The organism is Streptomyces virginiae, from assembly GCF_040638905.1.
Taxonomy (GTDB): domain Bacteria; phylum Actinomycetota; class Actinomycetes; order Streptomycetales; family Streptomycetaceae; genus Streptomyces; species Streptomyces virginiae_B.
Genome location: NZ_JBEZYV010000001.1, coordinates 476,407 through 492,849, shown reverse-complemented (window position 1 = coordinate 492,849; position 16,443 = coordinate 476,407). Strand labels below are relative to the sequence as shown.

14 protein-coding genes are annotated in these 16,443 nt (G+C 73.9%); 6 read left to right on the top strand and 8 right to left on the bottom strand.

Annotated elements, in window-relative coordinates; translation table 11 throughout:
* Positions 1-441: 441 nt before the first annotated feature.
* The 4 genes from AB0F82_RS02400 to AB0F82_RS02385 all read left to right on the top strand — a co-directional run bounded on the left by AB0F82_RS02400 (position 442) and on the right by AB0F82_RS02385 (position 4,100).
* Positions 442-1,335 (top strand): LysR family transcriptional regulator, encoded by an 894-nt coding sequence (locus tag AB0F82_RS02400; RefSeq protein ID WP_030820748.1) that lies wholly within the window; start codon positions 442-444, stop codon positions 1,333-1,335.
* A gap of 124 nt (positions 1,336-1,459) precedes the next feature.
* Positions 1,460-2,323, top strand: coding sequence for a hypothetical protein (locus AB0F82_RS02395; RefSeq protein WP_362622925.1), 864 nt, complete (start codon positions 1,460-1,462; stop codon positions 2,321-2,323).
* Positions 2,320-2,727 (top strand): putative Ig domain-containing protein, encoded by a 408-nt coding sequence (locus AB0F82_RS02390; RefSeq protein ID WP_362622922.1) that lies wholly within the window; start codon positions 2,320-2,322, stop codon positions 2,725-2,727. The genes AB0F82_RS02395 and AB0F82_RS02390 overlap by 4 nt, the downstream gene beginning before the upstream one ends.
* An 89-nt stretch (positions 2,728-2,816) precedes the next feature.
* Positions 2,817-4,100 carry a cytochrome P450 family protein gene (locus tag AB0F82_RS02385; protein WP_362622919.1) on the top strand — a complete coding sequence of 428 codons (1,284 nt, stop codon included), beginning with the start codon at positions 2,817-2,819 and terminating at the stop codon, positions 4,098-4,100.
* A 41-nt stretch (positions 4,101-4,141) separates the two neighbouring features.
* Here AB0F82_RS02385 and AB0F82_RS02380 read toward each other — a convergent pair whose 3' ends face one another.
* The 7 genes from AB0F82_RS02380 to AB0F82_RS02350 all read right to left on the bottom strand — a co-directional run bounded on the left by AB0F82_RS02380 (position 4,142) and on the right by AB0F82_RS02350 (position 14,087).
* A complete protein-coding gene (locus AB0F82_RS02380; RefSeq protein ID WP_362622916.1) occupies positions 4,142-5,320 on the bottom strand; it encodes a serine hydrolase domain-containing protein in 1,179 nt (392 codons plus the stop codon).
* 129 nt (positions 5,321-5,449) lie between these two features.
* The gene (locus tag AB0F82_RS02375; protein ID WP_362622914.1) at positions 5,450-7,039 is read right to left on the bottom strand and encodes a molybdopterin-dependent oxidoreductase; all 1,590 of its coding nucleotides are present in this window, start codon (positions 7,037-7,039) and stop codon (positions 5,450-5,452) included.
* Positions 7,040-7,166: 127 nt separating this feature from the next.
* Positions 7,167-8,354 (bottom strand): oxygenase MpaB family protein, encoded by a 1,188-nt coding sequence (locus tag AB0F82_RS02370; RefSeq protein ID WP_362622911.1) that lies wholly within the window; start codon positions 8,352-8,354, stop codon positions 7,167-7,169.
* A 123-nt stretch (positions 8,355-8,477) separates the two neighbouring features.
* Complete coding sequence (locus AB0F82_RS02365) at positions 8,478-9,512, bottom strand: polyprenyl synthetase family protein (protein ID WP_362622908.1); 1,035 nt, start codon at positions 9,510-9,512, stop codon at positions 8,478-8,480.
* Positions 9,505-9,855 (bottom strand): hypothetical protein, encoded by a 351-nt coding sequence (locus AB0F82_RS02360; protein ID WP_362622905.1) that lies wholly within the window; start codon positions 9,853-9,855, stop codon positions 9,505-9,507. The genes AB0F82_RS02365 and AB0F82_RS02360 overlap by 8 nt, the downstream gene beginning before the upstream one ends.
* A gap of 214 nt (positions 9,856-10,069) precedes the next feature.
* On the bottom strand, positions 10,070-12,370 hold the full coding sequence (locus tag AB0F82_RS02355; RefSeq protein WP_362622902.1) for an alpha-N-acetylglucosaminidase: 2,301 nt from the start codon (positions 12,368-12,370) through the stop codon (positions 10,070-10,072).
* A 28-nt stretch (positions 12,371-12,398) separates the two neighbouring features.
* Positions 12,399-14,087 (bottom strand): ricin-type beta-trefoil lectin domain protein, encoded by a 1,689-nt coding sequence (locus AB0F82_RS02350; RefSeq protein ID WP_362622899.1) that lies wholly within the window; start codon positions 14,085-14,087, stop codon positions 12,399-12,401.
* Positions 14,088-14,242: 155 nt separating this feature from the next.
* Here AB0F82_RS02350 and AB0F82_RS02345 point away from each other — a divergent pair, with 155 nt between their 5' ends.
* Both AB0F82_RS02345 and AB0F82_RS02340 read left to right on the top strand, forming a co-directional pair.
* The gene (locus AB0F82_RS02345) at positions 14,243-14,884 is read left to right on the top strand and encodes a TetR/AcrR family transcriptional regulator (protein WP_362622896.1); all 642 of its coding nucleotides are present in this window, start codon (positions 14,243-14,245) and stop codon (positions 14,882-14,884) included.
* Positions 14,885-14,898: 14 nt separating this feature from the next.
* Positions 14,899-15,867 carry a serine/threonine dehydratase gene (locus tag AB0F82_RS02340; protein WP_362622893.1) on the top strand — a complete coding sequence of 323 codons (969 nt, stop codon included), beginning with the start codon at positions 14,899-14,901 and terminating at the stop codon, positions 15,865-15,867.
* A 77-nt stretch (positions 15,868-15,944) separates the two neighbouring features.
* Here the strand turns inward: AB0F82_RS02340 and AB0F82_RS02335 are convergent, their stop codons facing one another.
* Positions 15,945-16,427: a universal stress protein gene (locus AB0F82_RS02335; protein ID WP_362622890.1), complete on the bottom strand. Its 483-nt coding sequence runs from the start codon at positions 16,425-16,427 to the stop codon at positions 15,945-15,947.
* Positions 16,428-16,443 lie beyond the last annotated feature (16 nt).

The window sequence follows — 16,443 nt, the reverse complement described above, 5'->3', positions numbered from 1 at the left end:
TGTGACATGACGCGAGGCAGGACGGAAGAACGGGAGAACGAGCGGGCCGGCGGGCGGCGGGCGGGGAGAGCGGCACGGCCGGGAGACGCGGCGGGCTTGAACGATGGTCAAACACCCGGACGCCGCGTTGCATGGTGCGGGGCCCGCTGTGCACTGTCAACAGCCATACGGAGTAAGGCGCTTCGCATTATCAGCACCCCCACCCCGCCCGGCGTGCCCCGCGGGCGGACTGACGCCCCGCCCCCGCCGGGCCGGTGACCTGCGGCGATCGGCGCCGGGCCGGGGCCGGTCCGGCCGCACGGGCCGGCGTGCGGCGAAGGCGGGGGCATGCCGCACCGGTATGCCTGGCCGCCCACCGGGCATGAACGTCACGCCCGGCGCGGAAAGTTGTTCACCGGACGAGCCCTTACAGGTACAGCCCCGCGCGGTTACCGTCCGGTCATGACGCCCACCCTCGCACAGCTCCGGTACCTCGTCGCCGTCGCTGACTGCCGGTCCATCACCGGCGCCGCGGCCTCGGTCTTCGTCGCCCAGTCCGCCCTGTCCCGGGCCGTCCAGGCCATGGAACGGGACCTGGGCGTCGAACTCCTCGCCCGCCGGGGAAGGGGGGTGGACCTCACACCGGAGGGGGCCCGGGTCGTCCGGTTGGCCCGTACCGTGCTCAATGCGGTGGAGGCCATCGACGACATAGGGATCTCCCACGGCAAGGACACCGGGTCGGTGCTCACGCTCGTCAGCACGCCCACCCTCGCCCTGGACCTGGCCGCCGACCTGATCGTCGCCTTCACCGAACGCCATCCGAACGTCGACGTACGGCTCCAGCAGCACAGCAGCCGGGAGGCACTGGTCGAGGCACTGAACCAGGGGCGGTCGGAACTGGCCCTGGTCGACCTGCCCGTCGACAAGGAGCTCTCCACCCATTTCATCCAGGAACGCGAAGTGGTGCTGATCTCGCCGGCCGGCTCCCGGCTGCCCGACCCGGTGCCGTTCCGCGTGCTCGACGGACTGCCCATGGTGCTGCCCACCCCGGGGACCGGCCGGCGCACCGAGATGGAGGCCATGTTCAGCTGCCTCGGGGTGCGGCCCGTCCCCTCCCTGGAAGTCGACGAACGCCTCGCCTGGGTGACGGGTGTGACGGACGGCCGCGGTTCCCTCATCTGGTACCGGGACGTGGTGTTGAGGGCGTTCGGGAACCGGGCCGAGATCCGCTCCTTCACCCCGCCCCTGCTGCGCCCGGTGGGCATCGCCCACGCCCGGCGGCCGCTCAGCCGCGCCGCTCGCGCGTTCATCGCGCAGGCCGGGCACAAGGCCCCGGTCCGGGAGCCCGTGCGCTGACGGCGTGCGCAGACTGCTTGGGCCGGCGGCGCCGTGCGCCCCATGCCCGCGCGGCATTGAACGATGCTCGAACGGGAGGGGGTCGGGCCTGGCACCGGGCCGTGCCTGCCCCCACATTGTGCGCATGTCCCCACTCCTGACAGCTCCACGGGCCGCCGCCCTCGCCACCGCCGCCCTCGCCACCGCCGCCCTCACCACCGCGGCCCTCGCCACGCTCCTGCCCGCGGCGGCCTGGACGACCAGTGCCACCGCCTCCACCGCAGCCACGGCCCCGGCCGACCCCGCGGTGGCGGCCGCCGCCTCCCTGGCGCCGGAGAAGAAGTGCACCCTGCCCGGCGGACTGGCCGAGCTCAGCGGCCTCGCCATGAGCCGCAGACACCCCGGCGTCTTCTACGCCGTCAACGACAGCGGCAACACGAACCAGGTGTTCGCCGTCGACTGCAGCACCACGACCGGCCGGCTGGCCGCCACCCTCACCGTCTCGGGCGTCGGCAACACCGACTGGGAGGGGCTGGCACTCGGCACGGACGCCTCCGGCGCCCCGGCGATCCTCGTCGGCGACATCGGGGACAACCTCGGCGGGCGCACCGAGATCGCCGTCCACGGCTTCTCCGAGCCGGAGCCGCTCGCCGACGCCACCGTCACACCGGTGACCTACCGCTTCTCCTACTCCGACGGCAGACACGACGCCGAGTCCCTGCTCGCCGACCCGGTGTCCGGCCGGATGTACGTGGCGAGCAAACTCGTCGGAGCCGCGGGCCGCCTTCACCGGGCCCCGCTGCCGCCGCTGACCGGCCAGGTCAACACCCTTACGGCCGTCGGGTCCGCGCCCGTGTTCGCCACCGACGGCGCCTCCTCCCCGTCGGGCGCCTCCTACGTCCTGCGCAGTGGCGGGCCACTGGGCGCCAACACGGCATCCGTCCACGACACGGCCGGGGCCAAGCTCGCGGACGTCGCCCTCCCGGCCAGTCGCAGGGCGAGACGGTGACGTACGCCGACTGCGCCGGTCTGCTCGTCGGGTCGGAGAACGACCCCCGGATCTGGCGGGTGCCGCTGCCCCCGGAGGCGATGCCGGGCTGCGGCATCACCCCGACGCCCACTCCCACACCGACCCCGACGCCCCCCTCCGGTGACCTGAGGCTCACCGACCCCGGGCCGCAGACGTGCAAGTTCAACCAGCCCTGCACCATCCGGCTCACCACCACCGGCGGGAAGCCCCCGGTCCGGTACGCCGCCACCGGCCTGCCCTGGGGGCTGACCCTCGACAACACTGCGGGGCACATCACCGGCCTGCCCTGGGGCGGCGGCACGACCCGGATCACCGCCACCGTGACCGACTCCACCGGAGCCACCGCGGGCGCGGCCTTCGCCCTGACCCTCAACTGGTTCTGAGGGGACGGGGACGGTGGGCGGACTTGTCCAACTCGCATGCTGAGCCGCACTGTTGACCGTGTTCCGTCCACCAGGTCAGGAGATCCGGCTTGTCGTCGCACACCGCACCCGTCCCGCACGTCCCGGTCGGCCCGGACGCCCCGTACGCGATCGACCCAGCCGGCGGCTGCCCCCACGCCCTCAACGCCCGGCTGCGCGCCGAGCACGGTACGGTCGCGCAGGTCGTGCTCCCCGGCGGGGTCCCCGGAGCGGTCGTACTCGGCCACGACACGCTGAAGGAGTTCCTCGCCCACCCCGAAGTGGCCAAGGACGCCCGCCATTTCCCGGCCCTGCACGACGGCAGCATCCCCCGGGAGTGGCCCCTGCGGGCCTTCGCCAACGCCCGGGGCATGCACACCGCCGACGAGGACGACCACCGCCGGCTCCGCGCGCTCGTCGGCAAGGCGTTCACCGCCCGCCAGGTGGAACGCCTGCGCCCGCGCGTCGAGGCGCTCACCGCCGAACTCCTCGCCGACCTGGACCGGGCGGCGGCCGCGTCCCCCGACGGGACCGCCGACCTGCGCGAGCACTTCGCGCTCCCGCTCCCGATGGGCGTCATCTGCGAGCTGCTCGGCGTGGACCCGGAACACCGGGGCCGCCTGCACCACCTGTCCAACACGGTGATCATCGCGACCGACACCACCCCGGCCGAGGCGATGGCCGCCGTACGGGAACTCGTCGACCTCATGGGCACCATAGCGGCGACCCGCCGGGCGAACCCCGGCGAGGACCTCACCAGCGCCCTGATCGCCGCCCGCGAGGACGACGGCGACCGGCTCAGCGAGGCCGAACTCACCGGCACCATGCGGCTGGTGCTCGTCGCGGGCCACGAGACCACCCTCAATCTCATCAGCAATGCCGTCCGCGCCCTGTGCACGCACCGCGACCAGCTCGCCCTCGTCCTGGAGGGCAGGGCGACCTGGTCGGACGTCGTGGACGAGACGCTGCGCTGGGACGGTCCCGTCAGCTGGTTCCCCTTCCGCTATCCCACTCGCGACCTGACCGTCGACGGCACCGTCATCCCGCGGGGCACCCCGGTCCTCGCCGGCTACACCGCGGCCGGCCGCGACAAGGGCTTCCACGGCCCGGACGCCGACCGTTTCGACGTCACCCGCCCCACCGCCGCCCGCAACCTCTCCTTCGGACACGGCGCCCACTACTGCGTGGGCGCCCCGCTCGCCCGCCTGGAGGCCACCACCGCTCTGGAACGGCTGTTCACGCGTTTCCCGGACCTCGACCTCGCCACCCCCGAGGCCGAACTCCCGCACCAGCGCAGCTTCATCGGCAACAGCGTCGAGACGCTGCCGGTCCGCCTGAGCCCCCTGACCCCCTGACCCCTGAGCCCTGACCCCCTGAGCCCTGAGCCCCAGCCTCCTCAGCCCAGGCTGAGGGGGCGCTCCGGGGCCAGGTGGCCGGCGATCGCCCGGAGCACGTCCGTACTGGCGTTCTCAACGGTGCTGCCGAGACCCTGCGTCGCCACCGTCGCGATGGCGAGCTTCCTGGAGGGCAGGTAGGCGACCGTGCCCGCGTAGCCCGCGAAGGACGGGTTCTGCAGGATCCAGGTGTTCACCACGGGCAGCCCGAGGGCGAACGAGGCGTCTCCCTTGACCTTGACGACGGGCGTGAGCTGGAGCTCGTGCGACTCGGGCGTGAGCAGTTCCCCCTCGCCGATCGCCGCGAAGGACTTCGCCATGTCCTCCAGCGTCCCGGTCATCACCGCCCCCTCCGCCACCGTCCACGACGGATCCCAGTAGGTGGAGTCCTCGAACACGCCCCGCTCGTTGTCGAAGCCGTGCAGCACCGGCGCGGGGATCTCGGCCTTGGAGGAGATGGCGGTCCGGGTCAGGCCCATCGGTTCGAGGACGTTCTCACGCATCACCTCTCCCAGAGGCCGCCGCTCCACCTTGGAGATGATGTCACCCAGCAGCACCCAGTTGGCGTGCGAGTAGGCGAAGCCCGAACCGGGCGGCCGGGCCATGGGCCGCGAGACCGCGATCCGTACGAGCTCCTCACCGGTCCAGTGCCGGAAGGGGTTCTCGTAGAGGTCGGCGATGAAGGCCTTGTCCGTGACGTAGTCCGCGTATCCGGAGGAGGCGGACGCCAGCATCTTCAGCGTGATCTCGTCGGCGTGCGGAAGGTCCGGGCGCCAGCGGGAGAGCTTGTCGTCGAGCGCGACCTTGCCCTCGTCGACCAGCTTGAGCAGCTCGGTCGTCATATAGGGGATGGCGACCGAACCGATGCGGAACCGCATGTCCGTCGTCGCCGGGATGCCCGTCATCGTCTCCCCGGCCGCGGCGGTCGCGACGCGTTCCCCGTCGACCCACACCCCGGCCATCGCCGCGGTGAGCCTGTACTTCTTCAGCGCGTCGGAGACCTGCCGCGCGGTGAACTCCTCGGTGTCGCCCGGCAGGCACGAGCCGCCCCGGGAGATCTGGCCCGACGGGCACGGCGGGGCGGCGCTCTCGGCGAGGCCGGCGGCGGCGCCGCCCGCCAGCGAAGCGGCCAGCATGAGACCGCCCAGACAGGCGAGGGCGAAGGTCCTGGAGTGTCGCACGGCGTGCCTCCATGCGGGTCGAGGGCGAAGGTCCCCCGCCTCGCGAGGGCAGGCCTCGTCCCGGCAGGCTAACCGGCGGCCCCGTCCGCCGCATGCGGGAGCCGTCGCACGGGTGACCTGCGCGGGGACTCAGCCCAGGGCCCGGACGTGCACCTCCACCCGGTGCCACCCGGTCGCCCCGTCCGGCACGGTCCCGGCACGGACCCCCGTCTGGACGGCGCCCGTCCCGTCCGTCGCGCGGACCTCCAGCGCGTGCGGCCCGGCCGTCGCCTCCCACGGCCACACCCACTGCCGCCAGGTGTCCACGCCGTCCGCGTCCCCGAGCCGCGCCTCCTGCCACGGGCCCCCGTCGACCCGTACCTCGACCTGCCGGATCCCCCGGTGCTGCGCCCACGCCACCCCCGCCACCGCCACCCGGCCGGGTCGCAGGGCGGCGTACGGGCGCGGGGTGTCGATCCTCGACTGCGTCTTGACCGGGGCCTGCTGCGCCCAGGACCTGCGCACCCAGTAGGCGTCGTACGCGGCGAAGGTGGTCAGCCGCAGCTCGGTCAGCCATTTGCAGGCCGAGACGTAGCCGTACAGGCCCGGTACGACCATCCGGACGGGGAAGCCGTGCGCGAAGGGCAGCGGCTCGCCGTTCATCCCCACGGCCAGCAGCGCCGCCCGGCCGTCCATCACCGTCTCGACGGGCGTGCCCAGCGTCATGCCGTCGACCGAGCGGGCCACGAGCTGGTCGGCCGGGCCGCCGCGGGACGGCGGCCGTACCCCGGCCTCGCGGAGCAGGTCCGCGAGGCGTACGCCGAGCCAGCGGGCGTTGCCCGCGTACGGGCCGCCGACCTCGTTCGACACGCAGCAGAGCGTGACGTCGTGTTCGACGAGGGGCCGGGCGAGCAGCTCGCGCAGGCCGAGGGTGAGGGGACGCGACACCCCCTCGCCGTGGATGCGCAGCCGCCAGGTGCCGGCGTCCACGCGGGGCACGACCAGGGCGGTGTCCACCCGGTAGAAGTCCCGGGCGGGGGTGAGGAAGGGGGCGAGTCCTGGCACCCGCAGGTTCGCGCCGGCCGGCACCGGCGGCGCGGGCACGGTGGGCGGGGGGAGGACCAGGCGGGCCCTGGAGGCGGTGGCTCCGGCCGAGCCCTGGGCACCGAGGCGCCGTCCGGCGAGACCGGCCGCGGACGACACCGCAAGGACGCCGACGACCAGCCGGCCGAAGCCGCGCCGGTCCATCGCCCGGGCGCCGCCCGGCGGCGCCCGGACCGGCCGCGGTCGCGTGGCCTCCGTGACCAGCAGCGCCAGCACACCGGCCGCGGTCAGTCCGCCCGCGAGCGAGGGCAGCGCGTCCTGCCAGGAGGCCTCCGGCCGGCTGAGCGCTGCCGCCGCTCCCAGCAGCCCGAACCCGCCCGCGACCGCGATACCGGCCGACAGTCGGCGTACGGCGAGCAGCCCGGCCCCGGCGGCGACCGCGGCGAGGACCGCGACGATGCCGAGCGTCAGTACCGCCTTGTCGGTGGTGCCGAACAGGGCGATGGCCCACTCCCGGACCGCCTGCGGCGTCAGGTCGACCGCCGCCGCGCCGACGGCGGCCACCGGGGAGGCCTCTGGCCGGGCCGCGGCCGTGACCAGCTCCGCCACGGCGAGGCCGGCGAACGCGGCGACGATCCCGCAGACGGCGCCCACCGGCCGGCGCGGCCTCCCGGAACCGTTCGGGTCTGCCCTCACACCGCCAGTGTGCCCCCGGCCCCGGGGCGGCGGGCGGCGCCACGGGGGACCGGCGCCCTTCGCGGGGTGACGGCGCCGGTCACACGGGCGTGCTCAGTGCACGGGCGTGCTCAGTGCACGGGCGTGCTCAGTGCACGGGCGCCGGCGGCACCCAGCGCCCGGTGCGCGGCGCCTTCACCCCGTAGTCGCCCTTCAGCTCCGCCGGGATGGCGTGGTGCATGACCCGGCCCCGGGTCAGGGAGGCCAGCTCGAAGCCGGAGAGCAGGGAGCCCGCCTTGTCGAGGGCCCACTCCGCGTACGGGCTGCTGTCCTCGATGGTCTCCAGCAGCCCGAGGAACACCGGCACCGCCTTGGCCGCCGTGTCCCAGGCCGTGCGCGGGATCTCCAGCCAGTCGCCGATGGTGTCCCCGACGAGGAACCGGACGGTGGCGGGGACCATCGGGTCGAAGAAGGTGCCCGGGACCACGTCCTCGTACATGCGCATCAGCTGGGCGTTGAGGCGGACCCCCTCGGGGGAGGGGCCGAGGTTGCGCAGGAGGTAGAGGTCGCAGTAGTCGCGTGCCTCGGCGAGGGTCTGCGGCACCGCCGACATGTCGCAGCCGAGCATGGCGCCCACGACCCGCCAGGCGTAGAAGTAGGCCTCGGCGCCGTCCTCGCTCATGTGGATGCCGAGCCGGTGCATCGCGTCGAGGACGAGGAGCGAGAAGCAAATCTGCCCCCCGATCATGTCCTCCTGGCAGATGGGCACCCCGTCCTTCTCGACGTCCCAGTGGCCGCCGTGGCGCAGGTGGTGGCGGACGGCCGCGTGCAGCAGGCGCACCTTCTGCGCGGCGGGGATGAACTTGCTGCCCTCCGCGAAGGAGTTGGTCTGCATGAGGTAGGTGACGAACTGCCCGGTGTTGGCCATCCGCCGCGAGGGGTACGCCATGGAGTGCGTCGAGGCGAGCAGCCGGGACAGCCGGGGGATGGCGTAGGTCGCGGGCATGGCCGCGAAGGACAGGCCGGTGTTGATGTGGGCCGCGTTGTCCATGAAGAACAGCCGGGCCTGCTCCATCACGTCCCAGTCCACCCAGCTCGGAGGCATGGCGGTCGCCTCGAAGTAGGCGCGCGCGGACTGCGGGAGCTGCTCGGGGAGTTTGTCGCCGGTGGTGGTGAAGAACCGCATGAGGGTGTTGAGGTCGCCGACCTCCTTGCGGCGGAACATCTCGGCGACGGTCTCGTCGGCGAGCGGATCGCCCTGCGTGCTCAGGGCGTCGAGCGCGGCGTGGTCGTAGCGGGCGCGCGCCGGGGCGGTCTTGGTGGCGTTGGCGTTCACGTCGGTCGTCCTTGTCGTGTCTTCGGGTGCGGGACAGTCCGCCCGGTCCGGGGGCTGCCGCCGCTGCGGGAGCGCGGCGGCGGCGCGGCGAGGAGGGCGGTGGTGGCAGGCGCGGTCGCGCGGCTACAGGGAGCGGTCGGCGGCGGTCGCGGCCAGCCCGCTCAGGGCGGACCGGGCTTCCGAGGGCATCGCGGCGAGGTCGAGAGCGGCTTCGGCCCGGCCGATGCGCTCGCGGATCATGCCCTCGACGCGCTGCCGGGCCCCGCACCGCTCCATCAGCTCGCGGACCGACGAGGCCTCCTCCTCGCCAAGCTCCGGGTTGCCGACCAGCTTCGTGAGCAGCCGGCGGTCGTCGGGCCCGGCCGCGGCCACGGTCAGCGCGAGCAGCGCCGTGGGTTTGGCGTCCCGCAGGTCGTCCAGGTTTGACTTGCCGGTCCGTGCCGGGTCGCCGAAGGTCCCCAGCAGGTCGTCGCGCAGCTGGAAGGCCTCGCCCAGCGGGAGGCCGTAGCCGGAGAAGGCGTCCAGCAGGGCGTTGGAGCCGCCGCCGAGGGTGGCGCCCAGGTGCAGCGGCCGCTCCACCGTGTACTTGGCCGTCTTGAAGCGGGCGACCTCCAGGGACTCCGCCACCAGCGGTTCCCGGTCCGCTCCCGCCTGGGTGCGCAGCACCTCCAGGAACTCGCCGGCCATCGTCTCGCGCAGCAGGGTGGACCAGAGCGGAACGGTCCGGGCCAGGTAGGCCCCCGGCAGCCCACAGGAGGTGAAGACGTGCCCGGCGTACCCCATCAGCAGGTCGCCGAGGATCATGGCGAGGGCGGTGGAGCGCTGCCCGTTCGCGGCGAAGGCGGCGTGCGCGGTGAGCTGCCCGTGCCGCATCCGGCTGTCGTCGATGATGTCGTCGTGGGTGCAGGCCGCCGCGTGGACGAGTTCCATCGCGGCCGCGGCCCGGATCACCCCCTCGCAGTCCGGCTGGCCGGCCGCCCGCCACCCCCAGTACAGGAACGCGGCCCGGATCCGCTTGCCGCGGGCCAGGGACCGGCGTAACTGCTCCGAGAGCGGGGTGAGTTCGGCGTGCAGCCCGAGCAGGGCCCGCTCCTCCTCGTCGGCCAGCCGGACCAGCACCTCGTCGATGCGTTCCTTGAAGCCGGTGTGGTCATGCACAGGGGCGGCCCTCGGAGGCGATCTGCTCCGCGGCGCGCCGGGCGATGGTCTCCAGGTAGTTCTCGTCGGCCATGCCCGCCCGGCGGGTGGCCAGTTCTCCGCGCTTGCGCAGCTCCACCACCCCGTCGGTGAGCAGTTCGCGCAGGTCGGCGCGGCGCAGTGCGTCCTGTGCGCGGTCGGCGGTCTGCCGCAGCTGGTCGAGGGCCAGGTCGGCCACCCCGGCGGCGAGCAGCGTCAGCAGTTCCAGGGATGCGGCGGCGGAGCCGGCGCCCGCGGGCCGCTCCTGCTGCTGCCGCTCCTGTTCCCCCTGGTGCGCGGTCTGGTCGTGTTCGGTCTGGGACATGCTCGGGTGCACTCCTGGTCGCGTCTCGTGGCATCGGAAGGGGCGGCCCGGATCGCTCCGGTGGCCGCCCCTGGTCTTCTCCGGGCCAGTCAACCGAGTGCCGTCCCCGCGCGACGAACCGCGGCGGGAGATCTCCCTCGCACGAGCGCGGACTTTCCTCCTGGAGGGTGATCATCTCCGTATCGGACGATCACCACCGCCCCGGTGGTGTAGGTCAGCCGGTGGCTGCCGCCGGGAGGGCCGCCGCCACGGCCGTGGCCAGCCGGTACGGGTCCCCGCTCGGCCGGTCCGGGTGCCGGGTGGTCCGCCCGGCCCACTCCTCCTCGAAGGCGTGCCAGTCGATCTCCCGCGGCGCGGCCCTGCCGACCAGCGCCTCGTCCAGCGTCACGAAGTAGGCCGCCCACCGCCGGGCGTACAACTCGGAGATCAGACCGCTCCATTCCCGGTTCGCGTAGTCGTGCAGGAAACCGCCCTCGCTGGTGCTGCGCCGGCCCCACACGCTCAGCAGCGAGCGGGCGTCGTACTCGTACCGGCCCTGCTCGGCCCGGTCGGCGCCCTGCGAGCGGGCCCGGGACAGCCACGTCCCGAGGAGGAGGTTCGGGTCGGATCCGGTCACCTGGTCGAGCAGCCGCATCCCGTCCTGCCATTCGGCCGTCAGCGTGCGGAAGCGGGCCAGGTCCCCGGCCTCGTAGGCCGCCTTGATCTTCGGCAGCAGTACCCGCGAGTGGTTGGCGAGGGCCTGCCGCGCGGTGTCCACCAGGTCGAAGCGGTAGGCGCTGGAGCCGCGCAGCGCCGGAGCCACCCTCAGCAGGTGGTCCAGGGCCCTGCGCACCGAACCGGCCGGATAGCGCATCGACTTGGGGCTCCAGTACGCCGCGCCCGCCGCGGACAGGCTGGGCCGGGCGCTGAACAGGCTGTCCTGCGACTCCGACCACAGCCCCGAGGAGGTGCTGTACGGGCCCTTGCGCAGCTCCTCCCAGGCGGCGGCGGCCTCGGCGTCGGGGCGGCCGTAGCGGCGGGCCGCGAAGCCGGCGAACCACGTGCGCTGGTCGATCGGCCCGGCATCCCAGGCGAGGTCGGTGAAGAGGTCGAACGCCGCCGGATTGGTCCCGGTGGCCTCCGGCAGGTAGGCGATCCCGGCCAGCGCGCTGTTGCTCTTGGCCCGCCAGGGGCCGAAGCGTTCCAGCCACACCGAGGTGTTCGCGCCGATCGTCGTGTGTCCGCCGAAGTTGTAGATGGTGCCCATCGCGTACGGGACGCCGCCCCAACGGCTTTCGCGGTCCAGCCGGTTGTACCGGTCGGACAGCCCGTCGAGAATCAGCAGCTTGGAGGTGTCGACCCCGGCCAGCAGTTCCGCCGTCGGGTCGTCCTGCCAGCCCAGCACGGCCCACAGCGCCCCCGGGTGGGCGGCGTGCAGCGCCGCCTGGATGGCGCCCGCCGCCGTGCCGACGTCGACGGAGCCGGTCTGGCCGCCCTCGTGCAGCGGGCTCATCCGGTACATCGAGCTGTCCCCGAACGCCGCGCGCTGTTCCGCGTAGTAGGCGGCGGCCAGCTTCGCGAAGACGGGCGATGCGGGGTCCAGCCAGTCCGGGCGGTCGAAGCCCGCCCAGTCGCCCTGCGCGACCGTGGCCGCCCCGGCGTTGCGGGCGGCGAAGCCGGGCGGCACGGTGCCGAAGTAGCCGGGCAGCACCGGGGTCATGCCGAGGCCGCGCAGCTGTTCGGCGATCCGGCCGCCGAGCTCGGCGCGTTCGCGCATCAGCCGCTCGGTGACCGGGCCGCCGAAGCCGCTGAGGTTCTGCAGCAGCCACCAGCTCTGGTGGCCGGGGCCGGGGATCCACTGCCGCAGCTCCTCGGCGGAGTATCCGAACCGCTGGAGCGCCCGGTAGTACGGGTACTCCGCCCCGACCTGCACGAACACCTCGTTGATGCCGTGCAGGGCGAGGAGGTCGATCTGCCGCTGGTGCTCCTCGAAGGTGCGGTAGGGGCCCGAGTACCCGTCGTCGGTGTCGTTGAGGGCGTACCGGTGCGGGACCTGCGCGCTGCGCGTGACCGGTGACGGTACGGCCGGCAGCCGGGCGGGCAGCATGCCGATGCTGTCGCCGGGCCAGCCGATGTCGGCGCCGGCGACGTGCTGGAGGTACCAGCCGACGCCCGTGAGCAGGGTGGCTCCTGTGCTGCCGCGCACGGTGACGGCCCCGGCGGTCCCGGACACCGTGAAGGTGTCGGCGCCGGCGGCCGGGTCGGGCACCAGGGTGAACTGCCCGGCGTGCCACGGCAGCAGTCGCTGCAGGGCGGCGCGCGCGGGCGCCGTGTCGAAGGTTCCGGCGCGGCGGGGCGCGCCGGTGTGCGCATGTGCCCCCTCCAGGGGGCGTACGTCGGCGCGTGCGGGCGATCCCGCGCCCGGGGCGGTGGCCCCGGGCGCGGGTCCCGCGCAAACCACGGCCAGCAGCGCCGCGGGGAGCGCGGCGAGGGCGACCGGGCGGGTGGCGGGCAGGCGGCGCCCGCTTCGTGGCATCGGGTTGCTCATCCGTTCGCTCGGGTCGTCAGACCGGCAGGGACCAGGCCTGGTCGACCCGGTGCTCTCCGCAGGGGGTCAGCCGCAGCCGTTCGGCCGGGGCGTCGGGCGTGGCGGCCCGGGCGGGCGCGGTCAGGCACAGACCGCTCGCCTCCTCCACGAGGGTCCCGTCACGGCGGTGGGACCAGTCCTGGCCGGGCTGCCCGCCGTGCCGGGGCGCGCAGTCGGCCAGCTCCACGAGGCCGTTCTCGCCCGCGGACAGGCATGCGCCGGCCAGCCGCAGGCGGGCGTCGTCGCCGAGGAGCCACCGCTGGTCGGGGGCTCCGGTGCAGCCCGCCATCACGACGGCGCCGACGCCGCTGGTGTTGGCCCCGTCGGCGCACCGGGCGCCGTCACCGACGATCTGCCCGGTCGGCACCGCCTCGGAGCAGCTGCGCGGGCTGAGCCGCCACACGGCGGTGTCGTGGCCGGCGAGCTTGCCGGTCAGCGCGTCGGAGACCTCGGCGCGCGCACCGCTCCACAGGTCCTCGGTGTCGGCCGTGCAGTCGTTCAGGCCGATCTCGTCGAGCGGGACCCTGATGTCCCGGGTGTTCGCCGAGCGGTTGAGCACGGCCACCGCCCGGTCGCCGTTCGCGAGCGGACGGACCAGGATCTCGAAGGTGGCGTTGGAGGAGACCACGGCACCCTGACGGCCCATCGGGTCCTGGTCCAGCGCGATCAGCCGGGTGTTGCCGAGGGCGGCGAGTCCGGCGGGGGTCAGCTTCGAGACGTCGGAGGACAGGATGAAGGGCGCCGCCATCATGGACCAGAGGGCGACCTGGCTGCGGCTCTCGGCGGCCGTGAGGCCGGGGGAGCCGGCGATCAGGAAGTCGGGGTCGTTCCAGTTGCCGGGTCCGGCGTACCGGCCGAGCCAGCGGTTGTAGCCGTAGTTGCCCAGCACCGAACTCCACCGGGAGGTGGCGGGCGAGGCCGGGTCGTAGACCTTGATGTCCTTGCCCTCGCGCCACAGCTGGCCGGTCTCGCCGACCCAGCCGAGCACCTTGTGCCAGTCGGAGCCGCCCCACTCGCCCTGCTGGAAGTAGGCGGGCGCGGAGGCCGACAGGACCATGTCCCGGCCGCTCTCGCGCAGCGCCTGCGCGACGGCGTTGTAGGCGTCCCGGTAGGCCTGCTCCTTCGTGCGGCCCTCCGGCACCCACAGGTTGCAGCCGTCCATCTTGACGTAGTCGACCTTCCAGGACGCGAACTGCCGCGCGTCCTGGGCGTAGTGGTCGGGTCCGCCGCCCGCGGGGGCGCCGCTGCCGGGGTACTTCTCGCACGTGAGGGAGCCGGCGTCCTGGTAGATGCCGAACTTCAGGCCCTTGGCGTGCAGGTACTCGCCGAGCCACGCCATGCCGTGCGGGAACTTGGCGGTGTCGACCACCAGATTGCCCCGTGCGTCGCGGCTCTTGGTCATCCAGCAGTCGTCGACGGTCACCGTGTCGTAGCCCTTGGCGGCGAGCCCCGTCGACACGAGGGCGTCGGCGTTGGCGACCACCGTGGCCTCGTCGATGTCGCACATGTAGTGCGCCCAGTTGTTCCAGCCCATGGGAGGGGTGAGCGCGAGCGGGGTGTCCGAGGTGGCCCGGGGCTCGGCCGCCACCGGGGCGGGCGAGAGCGCGAGGGCGAACAGGGCGGCCGCGGTCAGACAGGGGAGCGCTGCGCGCAGGCGAGGCGGCACTGGGTCTCCTTGACGGGTGGGCAGTCGTGCGACCAGTGCAGCGAGGCGCCTACTCAGTGTCAACACAAGTCGCCGGTTGTCGTGTGACGACCAGCAATATGGCTGCAATTGGTGTCACACGAAAGAGGTGATACGTCGTATGATACGGTGTATCTATGCCGAGGAGATCCGACGCCCTGGACCGTGCGACCCCCGGGGCCATCGCCGTCGCCGCCCTGCGGATCCTCGACGAGGTGGGGCCGCAGGGCCTCAGCTTCCGCACCCTCGCCGACCAGCTCGACGTCTCCCACGCCACCGTCCAGCGCCGCTGCGCGGACCTCGCCGGACTGCTCGACCTGTGCACCGAGCACCTGGCCGCACAGCTCCCCGAGATCCCCGCCGGCACGGACTGGGCCGAAGCCGCCGAGCAGCGGTTCCGCGCACTGTACCTGCTGCTCACCGCCCATCCCGGACTGCTCGTGCTGCGCGGCGGCCGGCCCTGGCTCGGCCGGCAGCTGCTGGCCCGCCTCGTCGAGCCGGCCCTCGCCGACAGCGTCGCCGCGGGGATGACGGTCACCGAGGCGATCACCGCCTACCGCCGCATGTACCTGCTCACCCTGGGCAGCGCGGCCTTCGTGGACCACCGGGATCCGGCCGGCGCCACCGCCGCCTCGCGCGCCGCCCTGGCCGCGCTCGATCCCGAGGAGTTCCCCGTGCTCTCCGGCGGACTGCCCGACGTACTGCCGGCCCTGACGGACCACGAGGTGTACTACGGCGCCCTGCGCCAGCTGATCGAAGCCGCCCGGCCCGCCACCTGATGGGGAGACCGACCATGGAACGTCCGCAGCATCCGCAGCACGCACGCCCTCCGCAGCAGCTCGACTACGCCGCCGTGCGCGCCGCCGCGGCGCGGATCGCCGGCGGGGTACGGCCCGTCACGGTGGCGCCGGCGGCCGACGGCGTCTGGTACGCCCTGGAGTACCTCCAGCACACCGGCACCTTCAAGGCGCGCGGCGCCCGCAACTTCCTCGCCGCCCACCACGAGGCCGGCGCCCTCCCTGCCGCCGGTGTCACCATCGCCTCCGGCGGCAACGCCGGGCTCGCCTGCGCCTGGGCGGCCCGCGCGCTGTGCGTGCCCGCGACGGTCTTCCTGCCCGCCAACGCCCCGCGCGTGAAGGTGGAACGGCTGCGCGGCTACGGGGCCGACGTCCGGCTCGTCGGCGACCGGTACGCCGAAGCGCAGGCCGCCTGCCAGGAGTTCGCCGCCACGAGCGGCGCGCTGAGCAGCCATGCGTACGACCACCCGCTCATCGCGGCCGGCGCCGGGACCCTGCTCGACGAGATCCGCGAGACCCTGCCCGGGCTGGACACCGTGGTCGTCGCGGTGGGCGGCGGCGGACTGTTCGCGGGAGTGGCCACGGCCGCGCGCGAGCACGGCGTACGGGTGGTCGCGGCGGAACCGGAGAACTGCCGGGCCCTGAACGCGGCCCTGGCGGCGGGCCGGGTCGTCGACGTCACCGTGGACTCGGTCGCGGCCGACTCCCTGGGGGCGACCCGCGTCTCGGCCGACGCGCTGGCGGCCGCGCAGGAGAAGAACGTGACCTCGGTCCTGGTCGCGGACGAGGCGATCACGGCGGCGCGGCGCGCCGTGTGGGAGGAGCACCGGATCGTGGTGGAGGCGGGCGCGGCCACCGCGCTGGCGGCGCTGTCCGGCGCGCCGGAGCCGCTGGGGAAGCGGGTCGCCGTCATCCTCTGCGGGGCCAACACGGATCCCGGGGACCTGACGGATCCCGTGGCCTGAGGCCCCAGCCCTGAGGCCCCCAGCCCCGAGGCCTGGCCAGTGGGCCATCGGATGTCGTACGGCTGCCGTTCCGGGCGTCAGGCGCCGCTCCCGCCCTCGCCCGCCTCGCTCTCCCGGACGACGACCACCGTGCTGCCGGAGTACTGCACGACCTGCTGGCTCACCGATCCCAGCAACGCGCCCTTGAATCCGCCGTACCCGCGGGTCCCGACCACCATCAGGTCCGCCTCCTTCGAGGCGTCCACCAGGACCTGCGCCGGCGGACCCTGCTCGACGCGGCGGAAGACCGGCACGCCGGCGGAGGCGCCGACCGCCGCGGTGACGGTGTCCGAGAGCTTGCGGCGGGCCGTCTCCTCGGCCGTCACCGCCTCCTGCTCGGCGAACTGGGCCTCCGCCATGCCGATGGCGAACGGATTGCGGTTCCACTCCCAGGCCATGACGGCGTGCACGCGGCCGCCGACCGACCGGGCGTGCTCCACGGCCCAGCGCACCGCCTCCTTGGAGTGGTCGGAACCGTCCACCCCGACGACGATCAGAGGCTCGATGGTGTGCTCGTTCACGGTGGGTTCCTCTCGT